General features: G+C 71.2%; 18 protein-coding genes and 1 pseudogene. 10 read left to right on the top strand and 9 right to left on the bottom strand.

The window, feature by feature from the left end; all coding sequences use genetic code 11:
- From EF387_RS39120 to EF387_RS39110, 3 genes are all read right to left on the bottom strand, one after another.
- The coding region (locus tag EF387_RS39120) for a response regulator (protein ID WP_155589811.1) at nucleotides 1–659 on the bottom strand (659 nt) is incomplete at its 3' end.
- A 108-nt stretch (nucleotides 660–767) separates the two neighbouring features.
- Nucleotides 768–1,466 (bottom strand): CBS domain-containing protein, encoded by a 699-nt coding sequence (locus tag EF387_RS39115; protein WP_128381366.1) that lies wholly within the window; start codon nucleotides 1,464–1,466, stop codon nucleotides 768–770.
- 53 nt (nucleotides 1,467–1,519) lie between these two features.
- Nucleotides 1,520–1,984: a cyclic nucleotide-binding domain-containing protein gene (locus tag EF387_RS39110; RefSeq protein WP_128381365.1), complete on the bottom strand. Its 465-nt coding sequence runs from the start codon at nucleotides 1,982–1,984 to the stop codon at nucleotides 1,520–1,522.
- A 190-nt stretch (nucleotides 1,985–2,174) separates the two neighbouring features.
- Between EF387_RS39110 and EF387_RS39105 the strand changes: the two genes are divergently transcribed.
- Nucleotides 2,175–2,381 (top strand): hypothetical protein, encoded by a 207-nt coding sequence (locus EF387_RS39105; RefSeq protein ID WP_238431943.1) that lies wholly within the window; start codon nucleotides 2,175–2,177, stop codon nucleotides 2,379–2,381.
- 251 nt (nucleotides 2,382–2,632) lie between these two features.
- Here EF387_RS39105 and EF387_RS39100 read toward each other — a convergent pair whose 3' ends face one another.
- The 3 genes from EF387_RS39100 to EF387_RS39090 form a co-directional block, all read right to left on the bottom strand.
- Nucleotides 2,633–3,091: a pyridoxamine 5'-phosphate oxidase family protein gene (locus EF387_RS39100; protein WP_128381363.1), complete on the bottom strand. Its 459-nt coding sequence runs from the start codon at nucleotides 3,089–3,091 to the stop codon at nucleotides 2,633–2,635.
- 107 nt (nucleotides 3,092–3,198) lie between these two features.
- Nucleotides 3,199–3,915: a CBS domain-containing protein gene (locus EF387_RS39095; RefSeq protein WP_128381362.1), complete on the bottom strand. Its 717-nt coding sequence runs from the start codon at nucleotides 3,913–3,915 to the stop codon at nucleotides 3,199–3,201.
- A 167-nt stretch (nucleotides 3,916–4,082) separates the two neighbouring features.
- Nucleotides 4,083–7,877: an nSTAND1 domain-containing NTPase gene (locus EF387_RS39090; protein WP_128381361.1), complete on the bottom strand. Its 3,795-nt coding sequence runs from the start codon at nucleotides 7,875–7,877 to the stop codon at nucleotides 4,083–4,085.
- A gap of 384 nt (nucleotides 7,878–8,261) precedes the next feature.
- Between EF387_RS39090 and EF387_RS39085 the strand changes: the two genes are divergently transcribed.
- The 4 genes from EF387_RS39085 (at nucleotide 8,262) to argF (ending at nucleotide 13,567) form a co-directional block, all read left to right on the top strand.
- Nucleotides 8,262–9,437: an acyltransferase family protein gene (locus EF387_RS39085; protein ID WP_238431945.1), complete on the top strand. Its 1,176-nt coding sequence runs from the start codon at nucleotides 8,262–8,264 to the stop codon at nucleotides 9,435–9,437.
- A 404-nt stretch (nucleotides 9,438–9,841) separates the two neighbouring features.
- The gene (locus EF387_RS39080; RefSeq protein ID WP_238431944.1) at nucleotides 9,842–11,260 is read left to right on the top strand and encodes an APC family permease; all 1,419 of its coding nucleotides are present in this window, start codon (nucleotides 9,842–9,844) and stop codon (nucleotides 11,258–11,260) included.
- Between the two features lie 15 nt (nucleotides 11,261–11,275).
- Nucleotides 11,276–12,493, top strand: coding sequence for an arginine deiminase (locus tag EF387_RS39075; RefSeq protein ID WP_128381358.1), 1,218 nt, complete (start codon nucleotides 11,276–11,278; stop codon nucleotides 12,491–12,493).
- 18 nt (nucleotides 12,494–12,511) lie between these two features.
- Nucleotides 12,512–13,567 carry an ornithine carbamoyltransferase gene (gene argF, locus EF387_RS39070; protein WP_128381357.1) on the top strand — a complete coding sequence of 352 codons (1,056 nt, stop codon included), beginning with the start codon at nucleotides 12,512–12,514 and terminating at the stop codon, nucleotides 13,565–13,567.
- Nucleotides 13,568–13,575: 8 nt separating this feature from the next.
- Here argF and EF387_RS39065 read toward each other — a convergent pair.
- Nucleotides 13,576–14,334: pseudogene (locus EF387_RS39065) on the bottom strand (transposase); the annotation flags it as partial.
- 218 nt (nucleotides 14,335–14,552) lie between these two features.
- Here EF387_RS39065 and EF387_RS39060 point away from each other — a divergent pair.
- From EF387_RS39060 to pflA, 3 genes are all read left to right on the top strand, one after another.
- Nucleotides 14,553–15,476 (top strand): carbamate kinase, encoded by a 924-nt coding sequence (locus EF387_RS39060; RefSeq protein WP_128381356.1) that lies wholly within the window; start codon nucleotides 14,553–14,555, stop codon nucleotides 15,474–15,476.
- 362 nt (nucleotides 15,477–15,838) lie between these two features.
- Nucleotides 15,839–18,091 carry a formate C-acetyltransferase gene (gene pflB / locus EF387_RS39055; RefSeq protein WP_128381375.1) on the top strand — a complete coding sequence of 751 codons (2,253 nt, stop codon included), beginning with the start codon at nucleotides 15,839–15,841 and terminating at the stop codon, nucleotides 18,089–18,091.
- Nucleotides 18,092–18,141: 50 nt separating this feature from the next.
- Entirely contained in the window at nucleotides 18,142–18,882 is a 741-nt protein-coding gene (pflA, locus tag EF387_RS39050) for a pyruvate formate-lyase-activating protein (RefSeq protein WP_128381374.1), read from the top strand.
- On the opposite strand, the gene EF387_RS39045 is transcribed toward pflA, so the two are convergent.
- Nucleotides 18,876–20,588 carry a SulP family inorganic anion transporter gene (locus EF387_RS39045; RefSeq protein ID WP_128381355.1) on the bottom strand — a complete coding sequence of 571 codons (1,713 nt, stop codon included), beginning with the start codon at nucleotides 20,586–20,588 and terminating at the stop codon, nucleotides 18,876–18,878. The genes pflA and EF387_RS39045 overlap by 7 nt on opposite strands.
- 233 nt (nucleotides 20,589–20,821) lie before the next feature.
- On the opposite strand from EF387_RS39045, the gene EF387_RS39040 reads away from it, so the two are divergent.
- Entirely contained in the window at nucleotides 20,822–21,451 is a 630-nt protein-coding gene (locus tag EF387_RS39040) for a DoxX family membrane protein (RefSeq protein ID WP_128381354.1), read from the top strand.
- A 185-nt stretch (nucleotides 21,452–21,636) separates the two neighbouring features.
- Here EF387_RS39040 and EF387_RS39035 read toward each other — a convergent pair whose 3' ends face one another.
- On the bottom strand, nucleotides 21,637–22,473 hold the full coding sequence (locus EF387_RS39035; protein ID WP_128381353.1) for a universal stress protein: 837 nt from the start codon (nucleotides 22,471–22,473) through the stop codon (nucleotides 21,637–21,639).
- 200 nt (nucleotides 22,474–22,673) lie between these two features.
- On the opposite strand from EF387_RS39035, the gene EF387_RS39030 reads away from it, so the two are divergent.
- Complete coding sequence (locus EF387_RS39030; protein ID WP_128381352.1) at nucleotides 22,674–25,382, top strand: bifunctional acetate--CoA ligase family protein/GNAT family N-acetyltransferase; 2,709 nt, start codon at nucleotides 22,674–22,676, stop codon at nucleotides 25,380–25,382.
- The last annotated feature ends 8 nt before the right edge of the window (nucleotides 25,383–25,390 follow it).

The following is a 25,390-nucleotide window of genomic DNA, read 5'->3' as shown; positions in this document are numbered from 1 at the left end:
GAGGCGAGGACCGCGGCCTGTACCCGTCGTTGGACGCCGAGTTTGGCGAGCAGGCGGGAGATGTGGTTCTTGACGGTCTTCTCGGACAGGTAGAGCTTCTTGCCGATCTCGCGGTTGGTGAGTCCGTCTCCGATGAGGGCGAGGATGTCGCGTTCGCGTGGTGACAGGCTGGCCAGTTCGGGGGAGAGGGCCGGGGTTTCCTCGGGCTCGGACCGCAGTGAGCGCATCAGCCGGGCGGTGGTGGCCGGGTCGAGCATGGACTGGCCGGAGGCGACGGTGCGGATGGCCGAGATCAGGTCGGATCCCTTGATCTGTTTGAGGACGTAGCCGGAGGCTCCGGCCATGATCGCGTCGAGGAGGGCGTCCTCGTCGTCGAAGGAGGTGAGCATCAGGCAGGTGAGTTCGGGCATCTGGCTGCGCAGTTCGCGGCAGACGGTGATGCCGTCCCCGTCGGGCAGGCGTACGTCGAGGACGGCCACGTCGGGGCGCAGGGCGGGGCCGCGGACGAGCGCTTGCTCGACGGTGCCCGCGTCGCCGACGACGGAGATGTCGGGTTCGGCGTCCAGCAGGTCGGTCAGGCCGCGTCGTACGACCTCGTGGTCATCCAGCAGGAAGACCCGGATCGGGTTCTGCTCGGTGAAGGTGCGCGCCTCGGTCATGTCGGTCCTTTGTTCCCCGGTTGATGACGGACATGCCGGCGGTCCGTCCCGCCGATCCTCGCGCGTCCGGGGCCGGATGCGCCAGGGCCGACCGGCCCCACCGCGCGGCTACGCCGGAGACTTGCTGTCACCTGACGGGGAGTCGTTCGACGTGCGGGCGGCCGGCTGCCCCTCCGGCTCGAAATCGACGTCCACGACGCCCTCGACGGCGCGAACCAGACGCGCGGCCACGGGAACCAGGGAGGCGTCCCGGATACGGCCGCGGAGCGTCACGACGCCGTCCCGCACCGCCACCCGTACGGCCGACTCCGGCGGGGGGAAGAGGTACGAGACGACCTCCCGCCGGACCTCCTCGGCGATCTCCTCGTCGTCGCGCAGGAACACCTTCAGCAGGTCGGCGCGGCTGACGATGCCCTGCAGCAGCCCCGACGCGTCGACCACGGGCAGCCGCTTGACCTTGGCGTGCGCCATGGTTCGCGCGGCCTGCGCGAGTGTCGCGTCCGGCCTGGTGGTGAGGGCCGGCGAGGTCATCAGCTCCTCCGCGGTCATGGCACCGGCCTTGGCGAGGTCGGGGAGACGTCGCAGCTGCGTGGCCCGGTCGGGGTCGCTGTCGCGGAACTCCTCCTTGAGCAGCAGGTCGGCTTCGGAGACGACTCCGACGACGCGGCCTGCGCCCTCGATGACGGGCAGGGCGCTGACCTTCCGCTCCTGCATGGTCCGCACGATCTCCTTGAATGCGGCCCCGCGCCCGACGGCGGCGACTGTGTGAGTCATGACATCGCTCACGATGTGCGGGGTGCCGTGCATGATGCCTCCTTGGCCTCGGCCTCGGCCGCTTCGGATCGGGATCGCGGACGTGGTCACAGCCGGCTTCCGCTGCCGTACGGGGCGTACAGGTCCAGCAGCCGGGTGCGGGCCGAGCGCAGCCGACGTGCGACGACGCCGCCCACCCACTCCGCGATCGCCAGGCCCAGCGCGGGGTCTTCCTCGCACAGGGCCCGGACGGCCACCGCGTCGAACTCGTAGGCGCGCACCGGTGTCATCGCCTCGGCGCCCATGTGCCAGGTGTGCGGTTCGAACATCCAGGACCAGCCGACGAGTTCGTTGTGTCCGACGGTCTCGATGACGGCGGCCCGACGGCCGGGCACACGCATGTCGAGGGCGACCGTTCCGGTGCGGATGATCCAGAAGCGGTCGGCGTGTCCACCCTCCTCGAAGAGGCGTGTCCCCTGCGGGTACGCCACCTCCTTGGCGTGGTCCATCAGCTGCTGCCGGCGCTCGGCGGACAGCGCTCGCAGCATGTGCCATGTCGAGTGGACGTTCATGTCATGCCTCCCAGGGGATGGGACCTGCCACATCCAGCGTGGTCCCGTCCCGCGGGGCGCACCATGGGCCACCCGGCCCCGCGGTCGGGCCGCCCGGCCCCGCGAGGGAGTGCCATCGGCACCCTGCGGCACCGCGCGGCTCGTTGTTCGATGAGGGTGAGAGACCACTCGACGGAAGGGGGTGAACACCGTGGGTACATCGCTGACCTCACTGACCCCGGAGTTCGTGAGGCTGTTCTTCGTCCTGCTCGTGGCGTCTATGGCAATCACCTTCGTGGTCAGTGCCGTCGTCGACGCGCTGGTGGTCCGGCTGCAACTGCGTCGCGCCCGGCGCCGGCTGCCGGCGGCACGGGAGCCGGCCTCCCGTCGACCGGAGCGGGCTCTGGTGCGGCACTGAGGCGGAGTTCCCGAGGGAGCCCGAGGGAGGGGGCGTGACGTGGGCGGTGAGCATCGCCGGTCCCGGTCGCCGGGGCCGGTGACCGCCCTGCGGCGATCTCGGCGATCGGACCGCGATGCGGCGATCTCGGCGTGCGGACCACCATGAATGCGCCGACTCGGCGACCGCCGTGCGTCGAACTGAGGGAGCCCTCGCGCTGAGCGAACCCTCGCGCTGAGGGAGCCCTCGCGCTGAGGGAGCCCTCGTGCTCGTCACTCGTCGGATTCCGCCGAGGTGAGGCGGATTCCGGTGACCAGTTCGGGGCGGATGCGGATCGCTTGGTCCATCGTCCCGGTCACCCAGGGCGTCAGCATCGTGCGGTAGCGGGCGAGGTCGGCGGGATCGGTGACCGGGAGCGCGTAACCCGTGACGACGACGCTCCAGCCGAGGTGCGTCTCGGGGTCGATGGAGTCGGCCTCGTACGCCACCACGACACCCCGGTCGTCCGCCTCGTGGGCGCGCGTGGTCAGGGCCGTGCCTTCCTGGGTGCGAATGACGACGTCACCGTTGTCGAGCAGGTGATTGACGGGCCGGATCGTGGGCAGCGCGTGCCGGGTGAAGACGATCCTGCCGAGCGGCACCTCGCTCAGCAGCCGGAGCGCCTCGGCAGGGTCGAGCTCGACGGAGCGGCGTGTCGGCGCGCTCGCGGCGGGGGTCTGGCTGGTCGACATGATGGTCTTCCGTGCGGGTCGGAGGCTCACGGTGGGCCCGTGCTGTCAGCCCGGCTTCGTGCCGGGACGAAGAGGAACGAGCCGTTGTTTCCTGGGGGCGGGGTGGCTCAAGGCGCCAGCTGGGCGCGACGCGACGTGCCCGCTTCAGGCGCTGCGACGCTGTCGTCCGCGGAGCTGTCGTCGATCCGACAGCCCAGGTCGGAGGCCACGTCCACCACTCCGTCCACACCCCGGCACAGCCGCAGGACGACGGGGATGAGGGACTTCCGCTCGACAGTGCCGCGCAAGGTGACCCGGCCGTCGACCACCTGTACGGCGACCGCGGTCGGCGCCAGGCCCAGCGTGCGCACGAGTACCTCCCGGGAGATCTCCTCGCGGATGGCGCGGTCGCCGCGCAGGAAGACGCGGAGCAGGTCGGCTCGGCTGATCACACCGATGAGCCGTCCGGCCTCGTCGACCACCGGCAGCCGTTTGACGTGGTGGCGTTCCATGACCTGCGCGGCCTCCACCACGGTCCACTGCGGCCTGGCGACCACCGCCGGGCTGTTCATCAGGCCCTCGGCCGTCGCCGCCTCCGCCTTGGCCCGGTCGGCCGGTCGCGGGTGCAGGACCGGCAGCAGCCCGGCCGGGTCCAGCTGTCCTGCCTCCTTGCGCAGCAGATCGGCCTCGGAGACCACGCCCAGCGGGCGCTCGTCGTCGTCCACGACCGGGACTGCCGTGACGTCGTACTCTGCGAGCAGCTTCGCGGTCTCCTTGAAGCCGGTGTCCCGCCGCACCCGTACGACGGACGTCGTCATGAGGTCGCTCACCATCCGGTGCCGCATGACTCCTGCCTCCTCGGTCTCGTACGTCTCGTCCTCCCACTCTCCGGTGCTCCCCGGCAGCAGCGCTTGGGCCGGTCGGCCCCGACCGGGGTCCGGCCGGCCCGAACCGGGCGTTCGGTACCGCTACAGCCCTCACGGCAGCTTCGCGGTGACTGCGCGGTGAGGTCCTATCGCGCGGCCGACGGGCAGCCTGTCTCAGTGGACTGGGCGTGCAGGTAGCGGGACTGTTCCAGAGGGGTGAGAGCCGTGTCGACGGCGTCGCAGATGTCGCGGATCGCACGGGCCGGGTCGGGCAGGTCGACGTTCCACAGGCCGACGGAGCCGCCCGAGCTGATGGCCAGGGTCCGTCCGTCCGGGCTGAACGCCACTACTCCGGGCGAGCGGGTCGGCAGGGTGATTCTGGGCTGGCTGGTGGGGAGGTCCCAGAGCTGGACTCCTCTGACGCCGCTCACGGCCAGGGTGCCTCCATCTGGGCTGAAAGCCAGCGACGCCGCCTCACCGCTGACACTGAAGCTGTCCTGGAGCCGGCCGGTGCGCGCGTCCCACGTCTCCACGAGTCCGTTACTGCCGCTTGTGGTGGCCAGGGTGTGCCCGTCCGGGCTGAATGCCAGGGACAGCAGGTTCCGGGACCCCACCTTGATGGTGCGCTGTGTGCGGCCGGTTGTGGCGTCGAGCAGCCTGATTTCTTCCCTGGCCCCGATGTGTGCGACGGCAAGTGTGCGGCCGTCCGGGGTGAACGCCACCGCCCTGACGGGTCGGCTGCGGCCGGTGCGGGCGGTGTGCAGCGCGCCGGTAGAAAGGTGCCAGATCCGCGTCGACCCCTCCCGGCCGACGATGGCGAGCCGCGTCCCGTCGGGACTGAAGACCGCCGTGTCGATGGCGCCCAGGGCACGGCTTTGGCGGAGGCGGCCCGTGACGACATCCCGGACCTCGATCACCCCCTTCTTGACGGCCCTGGCGGCCAAGGCGCGCCCGGTCGGGCTGAACCCCACAGCCCCGAGGCGGGAAACCATGACGGACAGTTGCTTCCCCAGTGCCGAGCCGGTGTCGAGCGACAATGTGGCTTCGCGATTGCCGGTCCTGGCATCCCAAAGCTGTACCGACCCACCACCGGGCGGCCCTTGGCGCACGGTGGCCACCGTGCGTCCGTCCGCGCTGAATGCCATGTCGGCGACGTACGTGCCGGAGTGGCTACGCAGAGTGGTCCGCGGGCGATCAGCGGTCAGGCGGTGGACGCGGACGGTGGGGTCCGAGTTGTTGCTGGTGACCAAGGTGTGGCCATCCCCGCTGAGGGCCAGTTTCGTGGCCCCCCGTCCGTGGTGACCGACGGTCACCGTGGCCCGCGCCGTGCCGGAGACGGTGTCCCACAGTCGCACCGTGTCGCCACGGCCCGGGATGGCGAGAGTGCGCCCGTCCGGGGCGAAGGTCACCTCGTTCAACCCGATGGGACCGTCCGTGAAGGTGCGCCGGACGATTCCAGTGGCCGTGTCCCGCAGTTGCACCGAACCGTCGGTGCGGCCAACCGCGTATGTCCGGCCGTCAGGGCTGAAGACCATCCCACCGCGCTCGCTCTGGACGTCATGGGCGGTCCGGGTGCGGCCGGTGGCCACGTCCCACACCCTCACCCGTCCGTTGTCCACCGCGGCGACGGTACGTCCGTCAGGGCCGAAGCCGACCGCCTGCGGGTCGGAGAGTCTGGTGAAGCTGCGCCGCTTGCGGCCGGTGGCGACGTCCCATACCCGTACGGCACTTGCTGAGGAGGCGGCCACGGTACGACCGTCAGGGCTGAAGGCCATCCCGCGTACCGCACCGTCGGGGATGGTGAAGGTTCTGAGTTTCCTGCCGGTGACCGGATCCAGGAGGGCCACCATCACGTCGGCGGCGCGGACGGCAGTGACAGCGAGGGTGCGTCCGTCGGGGCTGAACGCCGCGACCTCGCCGCTGTCGTAGCCGGTGAACGTGAACGTGTGCCGCAGCCGGCCTTCGGGCAGATCCCAGATCCGCACCTTGCCGTCTCGGCCGTTGGCGGCGAGAGTGCGTCCGTCCGGGCTGAGGGCGATGGCATCCACGGGCTCGGTGCCGCCGGTCAGGCGCTTGCGCAGCGGTAGCGCCGCGGCGGCATACAGGGCGGCGGCCGCTTCGCGGGTCGGGCTGGTTCGGTAGGCGTGGACAGCGAGCAGTGCGGCGAGGTCGGGTTCCGAGTCCAGCAACGCACTGGACTGGGCGGCCAGTTGGCGGGACTGGGCCAGGTGCTGGGCGGTGACCGCGCTCTGCCACTGCCCCACGGCGAGGCCGGCGGCGACGAGGGCGAGGCACAGGGCGGCGGTGACCGCGGTGAGCACCAGCCGGTACCGGCGACGGCCCTTCTGCTCGTGGTCGCGGCCGGCGTCGAGGAAGGCGTGCTCCAGGTCGGTCAGGTCCTCGCGCGGTGCGCCGCCGAAGTGTTCCCGGGCGGCGGCGAGCCGGCTTCCCCGGTACAAAGCGCCCTCTTCGCGGCCCAGTTCCTGCCAGGCGTGGGCGGCTTCGGTCAGTCTCCGGTGCACACGCAGACGTTCGCGGTCCGCCTCGATCCATCCGCGCAGCCGGGGCCAGGCCGTGATCAGAGCCTCGTGGGCCATCTCGACCGTGTCGCCGTCCAGGGTGAGCAGCCGCGCCCCGGCGAGTGCCTCCACCACCCGGGCGGTGTCGTCCCGGCCGGTGCCGGGCAGTTCCGCGCGCTCGACGGGAAGTTCCGCGCGCTCGACGGGAAGTTCCGCGCGCTCGACGGGACGGCGGGTGTCGGGGGTGCCTCCCCCACTCTCGGCTTCGCTCGAGCGGGGAGACCCCCATCCGGGGACGACCAGGCGCAGCAACACCCGGCGGGCGGCAGCCGCCTGGTCTTCGGTGAACCGGCCGTAGACCTCCTCCGCGGTCTTGGCGATCGCGCCGTCCAGGCATCCGGCCGCCTCGTACCCGGCAATGGTCAGTGTCTTGCCGCGGCGGCGGCGCCAGGTCTCCAGCAACGCGTGGGACAGCAGCGGCAGCCCGCCCGGTGCGTCGGCGACCTCCTTGACCAGTCGGGTGGTGAGAGCGCGTTCCACGGTCAGTCCGGCCGCCGTGGCCGGCTTGACGACGGCGTCGCGCAATTCCGCCTGGCTCATCGCTCCGGCCAGGAGGTTTGCATCGCGCAGTGCGTCGGCCAGCTCGCGGTGCTCGGCGCAGCGGCCGTAGAAGTCGCCGCGGACCGCCAACAGCACCCGCAGGCGGCTCTCGGGCTGCCGGGCGCTCAGCAGCAGGTCGATGAAGGCGGCACGCTCGGCGGGATCGTGGCAGAGGGTGAAGACCTCCTCGAACTGGTCGACGATCACGAGCGTGTCCGCCCCGGCGCTGTCGTCGTCGGAAAGTGCGGGTGTGAGGAGGGGCGCGTGGCCGCGGGCGGGGTGTTCGCCCGGTGTCAGGATCCGGATCGCGGCCGGGCGCAGTCCCGGCTCCCGAGCGCGCCGGAGGACGGGTATCAGGCCGGCCCGCAACAGGGAGGACTTGCCGCTGCCGGAGGGGCCGAAGACGGCGGCGAACCGCCGACGGCGCAGCAGGTCGACCAGGTCGGCGGTGAGCTGGTCCCGGCCGAAGAACAGGCCGCTGTCCCCGGTCTCGAACCGTGCCAGGCCCCGGTACGGCGTGAGTGATCCGTCGTCGTCCCGTAAGCCGTCACCGGCGGACTCCGCCACCGCCTCCTTCCACCTGGCCTCCCATTCCACCAGGTCTCCGCCGCACGCCCCCGCGTAGGCCAGGGCCACCGGCAGCGTCGGCAGCTGCTCGCCCGCCGCCGCCTGCGACAGCGTGGACACCGAGTAGCCCGCCCGCACGGCCAGCGACCGGTAGGTGATCCCGTCCGCCTCCGCCCTCAGCTTGCGTAACTCGAACGCGAACCGCTGCACCGGACCCGCCGCCGGGTCCACCGGCACTTCACGACGCCCCGCCACGCCTTCACCCCTCCAGGCAACCCGGCATCAGAGCGCAGCCGATCCAGGCACCTCATATGACACCCGAAAGGCTCGCGCGCCCCGCCCGTTTCATTGTTCGGCCGCCAGAACACTACTGCCGAACAATGCTCCAGCCGCTGGACTCGGTGCTGTGAGCGGCGCGGGGGACCGCTCTGCGGGGAGCGCCCTGCTGGTCGTCGGCGACCGGCAGGGCGCGGCCTGCGAGCCCACTCGGCCCAACCAACACCTGCCCAACCAACACCTCACTGAAGAGGACTCTGTCCACGCATGGAATCCCCACCCCTCGTCCCTGCTTCACCGGCACGTTCACTGTCAGTCACATCGCGATTGCTGTCCGTCGTCGCAGCGGCCGGGCCGTCGCGGATGGGCTGGCTGGACGCGTTGCGCGGCATCGCCGCACTCGTGGTGGTGTTCGACCACTCGTCGTACACCTTCCTCGCGGACTTCCGGCGGGAGTTGATGCCGCAGTTCAACACCAGCCGCTACGGCATCATGGTGTTCTTCCTGGTGAGCGGCTACATCATCCCCGCGTCGCTGGAGCGAAGGGGCTGCGTCCGGACGTTCTGGATCGGCCGGATGTTCCGTGTGTACCCGCTGTGGGCGGCGGTCGTCGCTGTGCTCCTTGCCCTCAACCACTTGGGGCTTTTGGAGATGCGCGACTTCGGTCAGCAGAGCGCTGCCACCGTGGCTGTCGCCCACGCCACGATGCTCCAGGAGTTACTGGGGACGCCCAATCTCCTGCTCGTCCTGTGGACGCTCTCCTACGAGATGGCCTTCTACCTGCTGGTCGTCGCGCTTTTCACGGTTCGCCTGCATCAGCGGTCCGCGGCGGTCGCCGTCGTCCTGGCCGTGCTCGCCGCTGTGAGCGTGGCGGCTGGGGTGGTGCTGCCGGCTTCTGCCCTGTCCGGCCTGGTCGGCACCGGTCCGCTGATCGCGTTCGCCTCGATCAGCATGGTGGTCGCCATCTGCTGTGCGAGTGCCGGGTCACCCCTGCTCCGGGGGTTCGGGGGCCTGTTGGGCGGGGTGCCGGCGCTCGTCCTTGTCCCGTTCAACGGCACGGTCCCGCTGTGGGAGGGCCTGGTGATCCTCGCCGTGATGTTCCTCGGCACCGCCGTCCACCGTGCCGAGAACGGTCAGATCACCTGGCGCTGTGCGGCCGGCGCTGCCGTCACGGTGGTCGCCTGTGCCGCGGGGAGTGCGTACTGGTACGGCGACGGTGACCACTTCACCCGGCGAGGCTGGATCGTCGCGTTCCTGCTGGCTGTGCTCACCTTCGGAGCCGGACTGGCGTGGCGCCGCCGGTGTGTGCCGCGGATGCTGACCGGGTTGGGAACGATCAGTTACTCGGTCTATTTGGTGCATCCGGTGCTGCTGGCGGTGATCGACGGCACGATCGGCCGACGGCGCCAGGACAGTCCCGCCCGCGAAGTGGCGTTCCTCGCCGTGCTGTTGCCGCTGTGCCTGCTGACCCACCGCTACGTCGAGGTTCCGGGCCAGACCTGGGGCCGCAGGTTGGCACGCCGCGCGCAGTCACCGTGACGAGCGCCCGTGCCGCACCGCCATGGAGTGAACGTCGATGCGATTCCCTGCTTCCAGTGCCCCGGCAGCGGGGCCAACGTTGCCTGTTGCGGCACTAGCTCACGCCTGTGCGACAGGACGCGGGAGGGGCCGAGCGGGCATGCAGGGCCGGGACCAATGGGCCCCGCGGGGGGACTTGTGGCCACTCACCGTGGTCGTCGTGGCGCAGAACGATCGTGGTGGATCGATTCCCCTCAGCGGCCGGCAGGCCGACTTTCAGGCGGCCGTGCGCCGACTTCCTCGGCGACCGGTCGACCAGCACAAGGAGCATCGCCATGTCCACGTCCATCAGGAAGCGTGCAGCGGATGACGGCCGAGAACCGGCCCCGACGGCGGCACTCGGCCTTCCCGCCGCGTCCGCCCTCGTGATCGGCAGCATCATCGGCACCGGAGTCTTCGCCCTGCCGTCGGCCCTCGCGCCGTACGGGCCGATCTCGCTCGTGGCGTTCGTCGCCGTGACGCTCGGCGCGCTCGCGCTGGCCGTGACGTTCGGAGCCCTGTCGAAGCGCGTGCCGGCCAGTGGCGGCCCATACGTCTACGCCCGTGAGGCGTTCGGCGAGTTCACGGGATTCCTGAACGCCTGGTCGTACTGGATCACCGCCTGGGCCGGGAACGCCGCGATCGTGGTGGCCTGGGTCGGCTATGTCGAGGTGTTCGTCAACACCGGGCACGACAAGTGGGCTTCGGTACTGATCGCCCTGACCGGGCTGTGGATCCCGGCCGCGATCAACCTCACCGGCGTGCGCAACATGGGCGCCTTCCAGGTGATCACGACCGTGCTGAAGTTCGTCCCGCTGGTCTTCATGGCCACCGTCGGGCTGCTGTTCATCGACCCGGACAACTTCGGGGCGTTCAACGCCAGCGACCAGTCCGCGCTGGGCGCCGTCTCCGCCGCCGCGGCCATCGCCCTGTTCAGCTACCTAGGTCTGGAGGCCGCCTCGGTGGTCGCGAGCCGGGTGCGGGAGCCGGGACGCAATGTGCCGCGGGCCACCGTCTACGGCACGCTCGCCTGCGCCGTCATCTACATACTCGGTACCCTCGCCGTCTTCGGCACCGTCTCGCACGGCCGACTGGGCTCCTCCACCGCGCCGTTCACGGACGCCGCCAACAACATCTTCGGCGGCACCTGGGCCGGCGACGCCGTCGCCGTCGCCGCGATCATCTCCGGCATCGGCGCACTCAACGGCTGGACCATGCTGTGCGCGGAGATGCCGTACGCCGCCGCCCGCGACGGACTCTTCCCCGCCGCCTTCGCGAAACTGCGCGGGAAGAACGGTGTCCCGGTGTTCGGCATCGTCGCCTCCACCGTGCTCGCGTCGCTGATCACCGTGTTCAGCTACACGCGTTTCGAGGACGTCTTCACCAAGATCGTGCTGCTGAGCGTGCTCACGGCGGTGATCCCGTATCTGTTCTCCGCCGCCGCCCAGTTGTACTGGCTGCTGGTGCGCGGCCGGGAGAGCCTCACCCCGCGCGCTCTGGCCAGGGACGTCACCGTGACCGCGCTCGCGATGGCCTTCTCCTACTGGTCGATCCAGGGCAGCGGCTACCAGACCGTCTACTACGGGCTGTTCGTGCTGCTGCTCGGCCTGCCGGTGTACGTGTGGCTGAAGCGGGACCGGGGCGAGTACGGCGAGCGGCGCCGGTCCGAGCCTGCTGCCGAGGCCGGGGGGAGCGAGCTGCGGGCACCGGAGACCCCGGCACCCGCGAAGCGGATCTCCCGCGGGCTGCCGACGAACCGAACCGGCGGCCTCCGGAAGAACATCAACCTCCGCCACCACGACTGACAAGGAAGCCTCACCATGAACAGGCTCTTCCACGTCGACTCCGAGGTCGGCCCCCTGCGCCAGGTGATCCTGCACCGCCCGGGCCTCGAACTGTCCCGCCTCACCCCGCGCAACGTCGACGCCCTGCTCTTCGACGACATCCTGTGGGCCAAGCGGGCCCGGGAGGAGCACGACGCCTTCGCCCAGGTCCTCAGGGACCACGGCGCCCGCGTGCACTACTTCGCCGACCTGCTCGCGCAGACCCTCGACGTGCCCGAGGCGCGTGAATGGCTCCTGGAACGGGTCGTCACCCCGGCCACCGTCGGCCCGGCCCTGGTCGACCCAGTGCGCGTACTGTGCGCCGAACTGGACGGCGAGACCCTGGCCGGCTATCTGATCGGCGGCATCCTCAAGAGCGACCTGCCGCTCACCACCCCGCACAGCCTGGTGTGGAGCGCACTCGCCGCCGAGGACTTCGCCCTCGCCCCGCTGCCCAACCACCTCTTCCCCCGCGACAACTCCTGCTGGGTGTACGACCGTCTGTCGGTCAACCCGATGGCGAAGCCCGCCCGGCGGCGGGAGAGTCTGCACGCCGAGGCCATCTACCGCTTCCACCCGATGTTCCGCGGCATCGCGCCCGAACCACTCCTCGTCGGGCCGGTGGGCACCCTGGAGGGCGGTGACGTCCACGTGCTCGGAGGCGGTGCCGTGCTGGTCGGGATGGGAGAACGGACCACCGCACAGGCCGTGGAGAACCTGGCCGCCCGGCTCTTCGCCGCGGGCACCGCGAACCGGTTGATCGCGGTCCAACTCCCCGCGGCCCGCGCGTACATGCACCTCGACACGGTGCTCACCATGGTCGACCGCGACGCCTTCACCATCTACCCGGGCCTCGCCGACTCCCTGCGCTCGTGGACCCTGCGGCCCAGTGACACCCGCGAGACCGGCTTCGACGTCACCACCAACTCCGACCTGGCGGGGGCCCTCGCGGAAGCCCTCGACCTCGACAAGGTCAGGATGCTCTCCGCGCCCCAGGACATCCGTAACGCCGAGCGCGAGCAGTGGGACGACGGCAGCAACTTCCTCGCCCTCGCTCCCGGAGTCATCGTCGGCTACGAGCGCAACGTCACCAGCAACACCTATCTGCGCAAGCAGGGCATCGAGATCGTCACCATCGCCGGCGCCGAACTCGGCCGCGGCCGGGGCGGCCCGCGCTGCATGAGCTGCCCGATCGAACGCGGCCCTGCCGCCTGATCCAGCGGGGAGACCACCATGAGCACCACCACGGACACCGTCGCCGTCACCACCCCGACGGTCGACCTGCGAGGCCGCTCCTACCTGAGCGAACTCGACTTCACCGCCCGCGAGATAAAGCACCTCCTCGACCTCGCGGCGGAACTGAAGGCGGCCAAGCGCGCACGCACCGAACGCCGACTGCTGACCGGCAGGAACCTCGCGCTGATCTTCGAGAAGACCTCCACCCGCACCCGCTGCGCCTTCGAGGTCGCCGCCGCCGACCAGGGCGCCGCCACCACCTACCTCGGACCCGGCGACACCCACATCGGGGGCAAGGAGTCCATCGCCGACACCGCCCGCGTCCTCGGCCGGATGTTCGACGCCATCGAGTACCGGGGCTCCGCCCAGTCACTGGTCACCGAACTCGCCGCCCATGCCGGAGTCCCGGTCTACAACGGCCTGACCGACAGCGCACACCCCACCCAGAGCCTGTGCGACGTCCTCACCATGCGCGAGCACAGCCCGAAGCCGCTGTCGGAGATCAGCTACTGCTATCTCGGCGACGCCCGCAACAACATGGGCAACTCCCTGCTCGCCATGGGCGCCCTGCTCGGCATGGACGTGCGCATAGCCGCGCCCGCCCGGTTGTGGCCCGACCCCGGCCTGGTCACCCACTGCCGCGCCCTGGCCGAGCGCAGCGGCGCCCGGATCACCCTCACCGAGGACGTCGGAACCGGAGTGCGCGGCGCCGACTTCCTGCACACCGACGTCTGGGTCTCCATGGGAGAGCCCGCCGAGACCTGGGGCGAGCGGATCGACCTGCTGCTGCCCTACCAGGTCAACGCCGGGACGCTGGCGGCCACCGGCAACCCGGACGTCAAGTTCATGCACTGCCTGCCGGCCTTCCACGACGACCGCACCCGTCTGGGCCGGGAAGTGCTCCACAACTACGGCCTCGACGGTCTCGAGGTCACCGACGACGTCTTCGCCGCACCCGCCTGCATCGCCTTCGACCAGGCGGAGAACCGCCTGCACACCATCAAGTCGGTACTCGTCGCCACCCTCGCCGACCCGGCAAGCCAGGACTCCTAATGGAGATGTCAAGCAGCCTGGGTGACGGGCGGTATGGGGTTGTGGCACCGTCCGTCACGCAGCAGGGCCCACAGGACGTTGACCCGTCGCCGGGCGAGTGCCATCACGGCCTGGACGTGGCGCTTGCCTTCCGCGCGCTTGCGGTCGTAGCAGCGGCGGGATTCGTCGCAGCAGCGGATGCTGATCAACGCGGAAGTGCAGAAGACGCGTTGGAGGCGTCGGCTGTAGCGCTTGGGCCGGTGGAGGTTGCCGCTGATCTTGCCCGAGTCCCGGGCGGCGGGGGCGGCGCCGGCGAACCCGGCGAGGTGGTCGGCGTTGTCGAAGGCGTCCGTGTCGCCGCCGGTGGCCGCGATGAACTCGGCGCCGAGCACGGGGCCGATGCCGGGCATGCCGGCGATCACTTCGGCGTGCCGGTGCCGCCGAAACCGGCCCTCGATGAACTGGTCGGTCTCGGCGATCTTCTCGTTGAGGGCCATCACCTGCCTGGCGAGGGAGTGCACGACCTGGGCGGTGATCTCCTCGCCGGGAACGGCTGTGTGCTGGTTCTCGGCGGCCTGGACGGCCGTGGCGGCGAGTTGGTCAGCACCGGGGACCTTGCGGTTGCGCAGCCAGGTGGCCAGCCGCTTGACGCCCGCGCGGCGGATGGCGGCCGGTGTCTGGTAGCCCGTCAGCAGCACCAGAGGACCGACGTTGCCGAGGTCGAGTTCGCGTTCCAAGCCGGGGAGGCTCCCGGTCAGGTGGGCGCGCAGCCGGTTGACGCAGGTCGTACTCGCACAGATTCCACGGACGACCTCGCTGTCGAGTCCCTACTGAGCGATCAGTGCCGCAATTCCTAATGAGCAGCCGAGTCGTCGTGGGAGCCGGGCGGCGAATCCTGGCCAGCCACGGACGGCAGAGGACTGAAAGCCACACCCGGACCCCCTGGGTGAGCCACCCCTACGAATGGCTCGCTCATCCCGATCAACAACGTAGGGAGGACTGAGCCATGCGCATCGTCGTCGCGCTCGGCGGCAACGCCCTGCTGCACCGGGGCGAACGCCCCGACGCGGCCGTCCAGCAGGCGAACATCGACCGGGTGGCCACCGCCATCGCCGCCCTCGCCCGCGAACACGAGATCGTCATCACCCACGGCAACGGCCCCCAGATCGGCCTGCTCGCCGTCGAGAGCGCCGCCGATCCCGCTCTGAGCGCCCCCTATCCGCTGGACCTGCTCGGCGCCCAGACCCAGGGCATGATCGGCTCCCTGCTGGTCCGCAGCCTCCATGACGCCCTCCCCGGACGGAAGATCGCCGCACTGGTCACCCACACCCTCGTGCGTGCCGACGATCCCTCCTTCGCCAAACCCGTGAAGTTCGTCGGCCAGGTCTACCCCAAGGAGGTGGCGATGGCGCTCGCCCGCAAGCGAGGCTGGCACATCGCACAGGACACCAAGGGCTGGCGCCGCGTCGTCCCCTCCCCGGTGCCCGAACGGTTCCTGGAGACCGACACCATCCACGACCTGCTTATCACCGGGAGCCTGGTGATCTGCGCGGGCGGCGGAGGCGTTCCCGTCACCGCCGACAATGACAGCGGCGCGCTGACGGGGGCCGAGGCGGTCGTCGACAAGGACCTCACCGCGGCCCTGCTCGCCGAGGACCTGAAGGCCGACTTCCTGCTGATCCTCACCGACGTCCCCTACGTCTACGCCGGCTACGGCACCCCCGACCAGCGTCCCGTCCTCGACGCCACCCCGACCGAGCTGCGCCGCGGCGGCTTCCCCGAGGGTTCGATGGGCCCGAAGACCGAGGCCGCCGCCCGGTTCGTCGAACGCACCGGGGGACTGGCGGCAATCGGTGCTCTCGACGCGGCCCACGAGATCGTCCACGGCAGGTCGGGCACGCTCGTGCGACCCGAGCTCACTGTGAGTTAGGGCTCCGAACACAAGGGCGTTCCGACCGGCGTGTCCTGACCCGCGGGGTGGCTTCCTCACCCGTCTCCTCGGACACGGGGAACTCGGCGTCCGCGCCGCCGCGCCACCCTGTCGCCGTGCCGCCGCACCGCGCGCCTGCGCCACCCTGCCGCCGCCGTGCCGCCGCGCCGACAGGGCCGAACGGCCCCGTCCACCAGGGCTCGACGACCCAACGAGCCCGGTCAGGCGGGGTCGTACGGCGCCCCGGCGGTATCCGCTCGGCCCTGTCGTACGCCGGCGCCACGGACGAGCATCGTGTGCGAGACGTCCGCGGAACCTCGCCGACGACGAAGTGGACTCAAGCGGAGGCAGTGATGACGACGATGGCCCCGACACAGGTGCAGGCACCGGTCGCCGCGTGGCGCGGCTTCACCGGCGAGCACTGGCGGGAACAGGTCGACCTGCGTGACTTCATCCAGGCCAACTACACGCCCTACGAGGGTGGTTCCGCGTTCCTGACGGGCCCCACGGACCGCACCCGCGCCGTCTGGGGCAAGGTCAGAGCGCTGTTCCCCGAGGAGCGGCGGCGGGGCATCCTCGACGTCGACACCGAGACCCCGTCGACCATCACCTCGCACGCACCCGGTTACATCGACCGCGAGCGGGAGCTGATCGTCGGCCTGCAGACCGATGCTCCGCTGAAGCGCGCGATCATGCCGAACGGCGGGTTGCGGATGGTCGAGAGCGGACTCAGGGCCTACGGCTACGAGCCCGACCCGTTCGTGACCCAGGTCTTCGGTACCTACCGCAAGACCCACAACGACGGAGTGTTCGACGCGTACACCCCCGAGATGCGCGCCGCCCGCAGGGCCGGGATCATCACCGGGCTCCCGGACGCCTACGGCCGCGGCCGGATCATCGGCGACTACCGGCGCGTCGCCCTGTACGGCACGGACCGGCTGATCGCGGCCAAGCGCGCCGAACGCGCCCTGCTGGACGCACGGCCCTCCACCCCCGAGGTCATCCGTGACCGCGAGGAAATCGCCGAGCAGGTAAGGGCGTTGGGCGAGCTGACGCGGATGGCGGCCTCGTACGGCTGCGACGTCTCCCGCCCGGCCGCCACCGCCCACGAGGCCGTGCAGTGGCTCTACCTCGGCTATCTCGCCGCCGTCAAGGAGCAGAACGGCGCCGCGATGTCACTCGGCCGCACCTCCACCTTCCTCGACGTCTACCTCCAGAGGGATCTGGACGAGGGCGTCATCGACGAGACCCGCGCCCAGGAGCTGATCGACGACTTCGTGATCAAGCTGCGGATCGTACGGTTCCTGCGCACCCCCGAGTACGACGCGCTGTTCTCCGGCGACCCGACCTGGGTGACGGAATCGATCGGCGGCATCGGCTCCGACGGCCGCCCGCTGGTCACCCGAACCTCCTTCCGGTTCCTGCAGACGCTGTACAACCTCGGCCCGGCACCCGAGCCCAACCTCACCGTGCTCTGGTCGCCCCGCCTGCCGGACGGCTTCAAGGAGTTCTGCGCCCAGGTCTCCATCGACACCAGCGCCGTCCAGTACGAGTCCGACGACCTGATGCGGCCGCGCACCGGCGACGACACGGCCATCGCCTGCTGTGTGTCGGCCATGGCGGTGGGCAAACAGATGCAGTTCTTCGGGGCGCGGGTCAACCTCGCCAAGGCACTGCTCTACGCCGTCAACGGCGGCCGGGACGAGATGACCGGCGACCAGATCGCCCCGGAGGCACCGGCGCTGACCGGCGAGTACCTCGACTACGAGGAGTTGTCGGCGGCTTACGACCGCGCCCTGGACTGGCTGGCGGAGACGTATGTGAACACGCTCAACGTCATCCACTACATGCACGACAAGTACGCCTACGAGCGCATCGAGATGGCCCTGCACGACCACCCCGTGCACCGCTTCATGGCCTGCGGCATCGCCGGGCTCTCCGTCGCGGTGGACAGCCTGTCCGCGGTGAAGTACGCCCGGGTGAAGGTGTTCCGGGACGCGACCGGACTGGCCGTCGACTTCCGGACCGAGGGCGAGTACCCGGCGTACGGCAACAACGACGACCGGGCGGACGACATCGCCGTCGGGCTGGTCGAGTCCTTCATGGCGAAGGTGCGCAAGCATCCCACCTACCGGGACGCCGAGCACACCCAGTCGGTGCTCACCATCACCTCCAACGTGGTCTACGGCAAGCACACCGGCAACACCCCCGACGGCCGGCGCGCCGGACAGCCCTTCGCGCCCGGCGCCAACCCGATGAACGGCCGTGACCGGCACGGCGTGGCCGCCTCCGCGCTGTCGGTGGCCAAGCTCCCCTACGAGCAGGCCCGCGACGGCATCTCGCTGACCACGACGATCACACCGGAGGGCCTGGGCCACAACCCTGCCGAGCGCGCGGCTCATCTGGTCGGCATCCTCGACGCCTACACGGCCTCCGGCGGGTTCCACATGAACGTCAACGTGCTGAACCGGGACGTGCTGGAGGACGCAATGGAACACCCGGAGAAGTACCCCGAGTTGACCATCCGAGTCTCCGGATACGCCGTCAACTTCGTCCGCTTGACCCGCGAGCAGCAACTCGACGTGATCAGCCGCACCTTCCACGGATCGCTGTGAGCACCGCGGGCGACCGGACCGTGGGACCTGGCCGGGCGACCGACCGGACCGTGGGATCCGGCCCGACGACGGGCCGGATCCACTCCTGGGATCTGTCCACCGGAGTGGACGGTCCCGGGACCCGGTTCGTCCTCTTCGTCAGCGGCTGCCCGCTGCGCTGCCTGTACTGCGCCAACCCCGACACCTGGCACATGCGCGACGGCCGGGAGACCACGGCCGACGACGTCATGGCGGAGATCGACAAGTACCGGGGATTCCTCACCGCGGCCGGTGGAGGGGTCACGCTCACCGGAGGCGAGCCACTGCTCCAGCCCGCCTTCACCGCCCAAGTGCTGCGCCGCTGCAAGGAAGCCGGACTGCACACCGCACTCGACACCTCCGGCTTCCTCGGCTCCCGCGCCACGGACGAACTCCTCGCCGACACCGACCTCGTACTCCTCGACATCAAGTCCTTCGACGTCGACACCTACCGGAAGCTGACCGGCGGCGAGCTGGCCCCCACGCTCAACTTCGCCACCCGCCTGAACCGGCTCGGCATCCCCATGTGGATCCGCTACGTCCTGGTGCCCGGCTGGACTGATGACCCGGACGCCGTGGACGGCCTGGCCCGCTTCCTCTCCGGCCTCGGCCGCGTCGACCGGGTCGACGTGCTGCCGTTCCACAAACTGGGCGCCGCCAAGTACGAGGCCCTCGGGATCCCCTTCCCGCTGCGCGACCAGCCGCCTCCGGGGCCCGAGGTGACCGAGCGGGTCCGTGCTCAGTTCCGGGAGCACGGGGTGACCGCCTACTGATCACCGAGCCATCGCCGGAACGCGTCGACCGCGGTCGGCAGGGTCGGGAAGATCCGGTCGCTGCCGACCGACTCGGTCAGCCCGTACGCGTCGAGGTCGTCCTTCAGGTCCTGCTTGACCCGGGCGAGGGCGAACTCGATGCCGCGGCCGGTGAGTTCACGGCGCAGCTCGTCTACGGCGTCCAGGGCGGTGATGTCGACCTCCACATTGGCCTCGGCGTTGAGCACGAACCAGCGCACCGGATCAGTCTGGTCCTCCACCGCGGCAAGGGCCCGCTGCCGGAAGTTCTCCGCGTTGGCGAAGAACAGCGGGGAATCGTAGCGGTAGACCACCAGGCCGGGGATCGTCCGGGCCTGCGGGTAGTCGTCCACGTCGTGCATGCCCGCCACTCCGGGCACGAGCCCCTGCACGGCGTCGTGCGGGCGGGCCACCCGGATCAGCAGCTCCGCGATCGACAGACCGACGGCGACCAGCACCCCGTACAGGATGTCCAGAACCAGCACCCCCGAGAGACAGCCGAAGGCGAGCAGCAGCTCCCGGCGGCGGAAGGACGCCAGGCGCCGGAAGCCCGCGAGGTCGATCATGCGTACGGCGGCGTAGACGACGAGCGCGCCCAGCACCGCCGACGGGGTGCGCGACAGCAGAGGGCTGAGGAACAGCAGCACGGCCAGCACGGCCGCCCCGGCGACGAGGGAGTAGGCCTGGCTCTGGGCACCCCCCGAGGCGGCCAGCGCGGTACGGCTGGCGCTGCTGCTCACCGGGAAGCCGTGCAGCGAACCGGCCCCGAGATTGGCCGCGCCCAGGGCCAGCAGTTCCTGGTTGGCGTCCAGTTGCCCGCCCTGGCCGTCATGCCTGGTGAATGCCCGCGCGGTGAGGATGAAGTCGGTGTAGCCGACGATGAGGACGCCCAGCGCGGGCAGCAGCAACTGCGGCAGATCGCTCAGGGGCGGCAGCGTGAAACCCGGCAGGCCCGACGGCACCTCGCCGATCACCTTGATGCCGTGGCGCTCGTCAAGGTCGAACACGGCCACGGCCGCCGTGCCGAGGACCACGGCCAGCAGCGGGGCGGGGACGGTGCGCAGGAACCGGGGCAGGACGAAGAGGAACGCCAGCGCGACGGCGGACAGGACGACGGTCGCCGGATGGGCGTCCGGCAGATTCCGCAGGAAGGACCACAACTGCGGGAAGAACCTCGACCCCGTCGTCTCGACCCCGGTCAGCTTCGTCAGCTGATCCACCGTCATGATGAGTGCCACGCCCGCGAGATAGCCGACGAGCACCGGCCGGGACAGCAGATCGGCGACGAAGCCGAGCCGGGCCGCCCAGGCCGCCACACACAGCAGACCGACCGCGATCGCGAGAGCGGAGGCCAGTACGGCGTAGCGGCCGGCGTCCCCGGCGGCGAGCGGTCCGACCACGGTCGCGGTCATCAGCGCGGTCGTGGACTCGGGGCCGACCGACAGCAGCCGCGACGAGCCCAGCAGCGCGTACAGCACCAGCGCGGGCAGGATCGCCCAGAGCCCCGCCACCGGCGGCAGCCCGGCCACACCCGCGTAGGCCATGACCTGCGGCACGAGGTAGGCGGCCACCGTCACCCCGGCCAGCAGATCGCCACGCAGCCAGGAGCGGCGATAGCCGGCCAGCGCCGCGATGCCCGGCGTCAGACCGCGCCACCCCCAAGCGTGTCCGCCCGATCGCTGGGACATGGATCCCCTTTCGCCTCGCCCACAGGGCCCACTGGTGCCCCAAGGATCCACCAAGGGGCCGGCGGAAGCGACGAATCGGCTGCCAGTGCCGCCTCCGCAGCCCAACCGGCCCCCGTCCGGGGGCCGTTCAGCCCCGTCACCACCGCCCTTCGGCACCGGGCGTGGACCGCTCCGCGCCATGAGAGTGAGTGGTGTCAGGAACGGACCTGACCCTCCCCGAAGGGATCACCATCATGGCCGTGCATGAGCACCCTCACCGCCACCACGGATTCCACCTGCCCTTCCGGGGTGTCCACCGGACCGCGTCCACTGCTGGGCCCGCCGTCTCGGCAAGCACCGATACCCACTCGCTGCGGGCCTACTCGTTCGCCTCGCTGCGGCTGCTGACCGGGTTCGCCTTCCTGTGGGCGTTCCTGGACAAGACCTTCGGGCTCGGCTACGCGACCCCGTCCGGCAAGGGCTGGATCGACGGAGGATCGCCGACCAAGGGCTTCCTCAGCGGCGTCGCGGTCGGACCCGTGGAGTCCACCTTCCACGACTGGGCGGGTGCGGACTGGGCCGACGCACTGTTCATGGCCGGTCTGCTCGGCATCGGACTCGCCCTGGTCAGCGGTATCACACTGCGCCTCGCGGCCGTGGCCGGCACCGCGATGATGGCGCTGATGTGGATCGCCGAGTGGCCGCCCGCCCAGCACCTCTCGGACGGATCGCCGAGCATGTCCACCAACCCGTTCGTGGACTACCACGTCATCTACGCCGCCGCCCTGATCGTCCTCGCCGCGGTCTCGGCGGGCGACACCCTCGGCCTCGGCAGGATCTGGGCCCAGCTGCCGTTCGTCCGCCGCCACGGCTGGCTGCGCTGACCGTGTGAGAGCCACAGGAGAAGCCGCGGGGCCCGTCCGGGCTCCGCGGCGCGTCTGACGTCCCGTCGCGCCCTCGGGCCTGCTCCCCTACAGAGGGGGCGGACATCGAGTCCGTCTTCGGCGGCCGTCCGCCGCGGGACCGCTCTGCGGGACGTCACGAGCCCTCGAGGCGCCGGGTCGCGAGGTCACGACGGAACCACGGCCACCGGGCATCGGGTGTGCTCCAGCACGGCGCGCAGGGTGGGGCCGAGTGCCGTACCCGCACGGCCCACCACCAACAGCCCTGCGGAGGAGGAGGCCTCGACCAGAGCGGCCGGGGGCGTCTTGAGCAGCACGTCCTGGCAGACCCGCACCCGTGGATGCTTCTCCCGCCACGGCCGCAGCGCGTCCGACAGCAGCTGCACCTCCTGGTCCTCCCAGCCGCCCCGGTCCTCCTCGGGCACGCCGTAGGGCATCCACTGCCCGGCGGGCGAGGGAAAGTGCCAGGCGTGGACCGCGTGCAGCACGGTCCCACGCCGGTGCGCCGCCTCGAACGCGAACTCCGTCGCGGTCCCGGCGGGATCGCGGGCGTCGATCCCCAGGACAACCGGACCGGAGAGCCGGGCGCCTCCGGCGGAGCGTGAGCCGCTCGGCACCAGCACGACCGGACTGTCCGAGCGCTCTGCGACACGGTGCGCCACCGATCCCACGGCGAGTTCCGGGAAGCCGCCCGCGCCGCGCAGCCCGAGGACCGTGAGGTCGGCGGCGGAACGGAAGGAGAGCAGGGCCGGGGCGGCCTCCCCGACAAGGCCGACGGCCTTCGCCCGGATCCCGGGGTGGGTTTCCGTCAGCTCCTTCACCCAGGCGTCGGGGGCAGGCTCACGCAGGTACGGCCAGGTCGCGAGGGCCTCTTCGTCCGGCAGCGACGAGACGTGCACCGCCTCGAGCGGACGCCCGCGCAGCTGCGCCTCGCGCACCGCCCAGTCGAAAGCGGCGCGGCTGCCCGCGGAGCCGTCGACGCACACGGCGATTTCTCCTGTCATGGCCGTACCCTCCCCAGTCGCTGATTCACAGCTCCTACCGTCCGTCCGGCGCCCTTGCACGGCCAAGGGCCCGTAGGGACCGGGCGAGGGCCGATCGGCCCTCCGGTCGTCCCCGCTCAGCCCATGGGAGCGGTCCCGGAACCGCTGGATGCTCAAGCAGTGGAGGTATCGAGGAATCGAGTGGCCCGGAGGGATCCGACATGACGGACGACGTGCTCAGCAGGCCGAGGCCCACGGTCCACGCACTGCTCGCGGACGGCACCACGGTGTGCATCCGCCCGGCAGAGCCGAGCGACCACGACCAGGTGCGGAACCTGTACGAGGAGATGTCCCCGGAAAACCTCCGGCTGCGGTTCTTCGGCGCGAGCCGGCGCTCCGCCGAGCTGGCGGCCGACCGCACGTGTGCACCGCCACGCACCGGTTACCGGGCCCTGCTGGCCGAGACCGGCGGCCGGGTGATCGGTCTGGCCGAGTACGACACCGGTGACCCCGCCGGTGCCGAGGCTTCCGCCGAGATCGCCATCGCCGTGGCCGACGGACTGCACCACCGCGGCGTCGGCACCCTCCTCGTCGAGCACCTGGTCTCTGTGGCCCGGGCGGAAGGCATCACCACCTTCACCGCCGACGCACTCGCCGAGAACCGCGCGGTGCTCCAGCTCTTCGCCGACCTCGGGCTGCGCACCGCCCGCCGCTTCGACGGCTCCGAAGTGCGCTGCACCATCGAGCTGGCCGAGGACGACACCTATCTGACAGCGGTGGAGGAACGCGGCAGGAGCGCCGACGTGGCCAGTCTGGTGCCGCTGCTGCGGCCGGACACGGTCGTGGTCGTCGGCGCGGGCCGCAAACCCGGATCGGTGGGCCGGGCCGTTCTCCGGCACCTGCACACGGGCGGTTTCGCCGGGCGGCTGTACGCCGTGAACCCGGGCGCCACCGCGATGTTCGGTGTGCCCTGCTTCCCGTCCGTCGGCGCGTTGCCGAGAACACCCGACCTCGCGGTCCTCGCGGTGCCGGCCGGCGCGCTGCCCGCCATCGCCGAGGAGTGCGGAAAGTCCGGGGTACGGGCCCTGCTCGTCGTCTCGGCGGGACTCGACGCCGACCAGGCGCGCGCGCTGCTCGCGGCCTGCCGTTCATACGGCATGCGGCTCGTCGGACCCAACTGCCTCGGCATCTCCAACACCGACCCGGAACTGTGCCTGGACGCGACCTTCGCCGCCGAGCACCCGCGCCCCGGTACCGCGGGCGTCGCGGTGCAGTCCGGCGGGGTGGGCATCGCCCTCCTCGACGGGCTGTCCCGGCTCGGCATCGGTGTGTCGTCCTTCGTGTCCCTGGGCGACAAGTACGACGTCAGCGGCAACGACATGCTCCAGTGGTGGGAGAGCGACGGCCGTACCGATCTCGCCCTGCTGCACCTGGAGTCCTTCGGCAACCCGCGGGCGTTCTCCCGCACCGCCCGGCGGGTGACCCGCCGCATGCCGGTGCTCACCGTCGACGCGGGCCGCACCGACGCCGGTCGCCGAGCCGCGGCCTCGCACACCGCGGCCGCCGCCACCCGCACCATGACCCGGCAGGCCCTGTTCACCCAGGCCGGCATCACCGCCACCCGGTCGGTCGGCGAACTCCTCGAAACCGCCGCCCTGTTGCACTCCCAGCCGCTCCCCGCCGGCACCCGCGTCGCGATCGTCACCAACGCGGGCGGCGCCGGGGTCCTGGCCGCCGACGCCTGCGCCGAGGCCGGGCTCGCCCTGCCTCCGTTCACCCCCGAACTCACCGACGACCTGCTCGCCGCCCTGCCGGAGGGCGCCGCCGTCGGCAACCCCGTCGACGCCACGGCCGCGGTGACCGAGGAACAGCTGAGGGAGTGCGTCGAGCGGGTCCTGCCGCACGCCGGAGTCGACGCGGTACTGCTGGCCCTCGTCCCCACGGCAGTGGCGGCCGCGACCGGCGACGACCTGGTCCGTGCCGTCACCGGGGGCCCGGCACTGCGCACGAAGCCCGTCGCCGTGGTCCGGCTCGAACAGGACCTGCCCGTCAGGCTGTTGCCGGCCGCCGACGGCGGCGCGATCCCCTCCTACGCCGAACCCCAGGCGGCGGCACGGGCGTTGGGCCACGCGGCCCGACGCGCGGCCTGGCTGAGCCGGCCCGCGGGGACCATCCCCGATCTCGCGGACGTCGACACGGCCCGCGCCCACCAGGTCGTCGACAACCACCTCGCCGCCCACCCGGACGGCGGCTGGCTCGATCCGCGCACCTGCGCCGAACTCCTGTCCTGCTACGGAATTCCGCAGTCGGACTGGGCCTGGGCCGAGACCGAGGACGCCGCAGTCCTCGCCGCCGAGCGGCTGCGCGGCCCCGACGGCAGGGTGGTGATGAAGGCCCACTGGCCCGGACTGGTCCACAAGAGCCGACAGCGCGCCGTCCACCTCGACCTGCAAGGCGACGCCCAGGTCCGCGCGGCCTTCCAGGACTTGCGGTCCCGGTTCGCCGGGCTGATGACGGGTGTGGTCGTGCAGCCGCTCGCCGAACGCGGCACCGAACTGTTCGCAGGTGTCGTCCAGGACGACGTCTTCGGCCCGCTCGTGCTCTTCGGACTCGGCGGCACGGCCACCGAGGTGCTCGCCGACCACGCGGCCCGGCTCGCCCCGCTCACCGACCACGACGTGCACGACCTGATCACCGCCCCGCGCTGCGCGCCGCTGCTGTTCGGCGCGCACGGCGGCCGTCCCGTCGATCTGGAGAAGCTGGAACAGGTGCTGCTGCGGCTGTCCCGCCTCGCGGCCGACCTGCCGCAGCTCGCCGAGGCCGACTTCAACCCCGTCCTCGCGGCGCCCGGCGGCATCACCGTCCTCGACGCCCGCGTACGCCTGCTGCCGCGCCCGTCCCACGATCCCTATCTGCGCCGACTCCGCTGAGGAGCCGA

The organism is Streptomyces cavernae, assembly GCF_004023625.1.
Classification (GTDB): Bacteria; Actinomycetota; Actinomycetes; order Streptomycetales; family Streptomycetaceae; genus Streptomyces; species Streptomyces cavernae.
The sequence above is the reverse complement of the archived record's forward strand: the minus strand, read 5'-3'. Positions and strand labels throughout refer to the sequence as shown.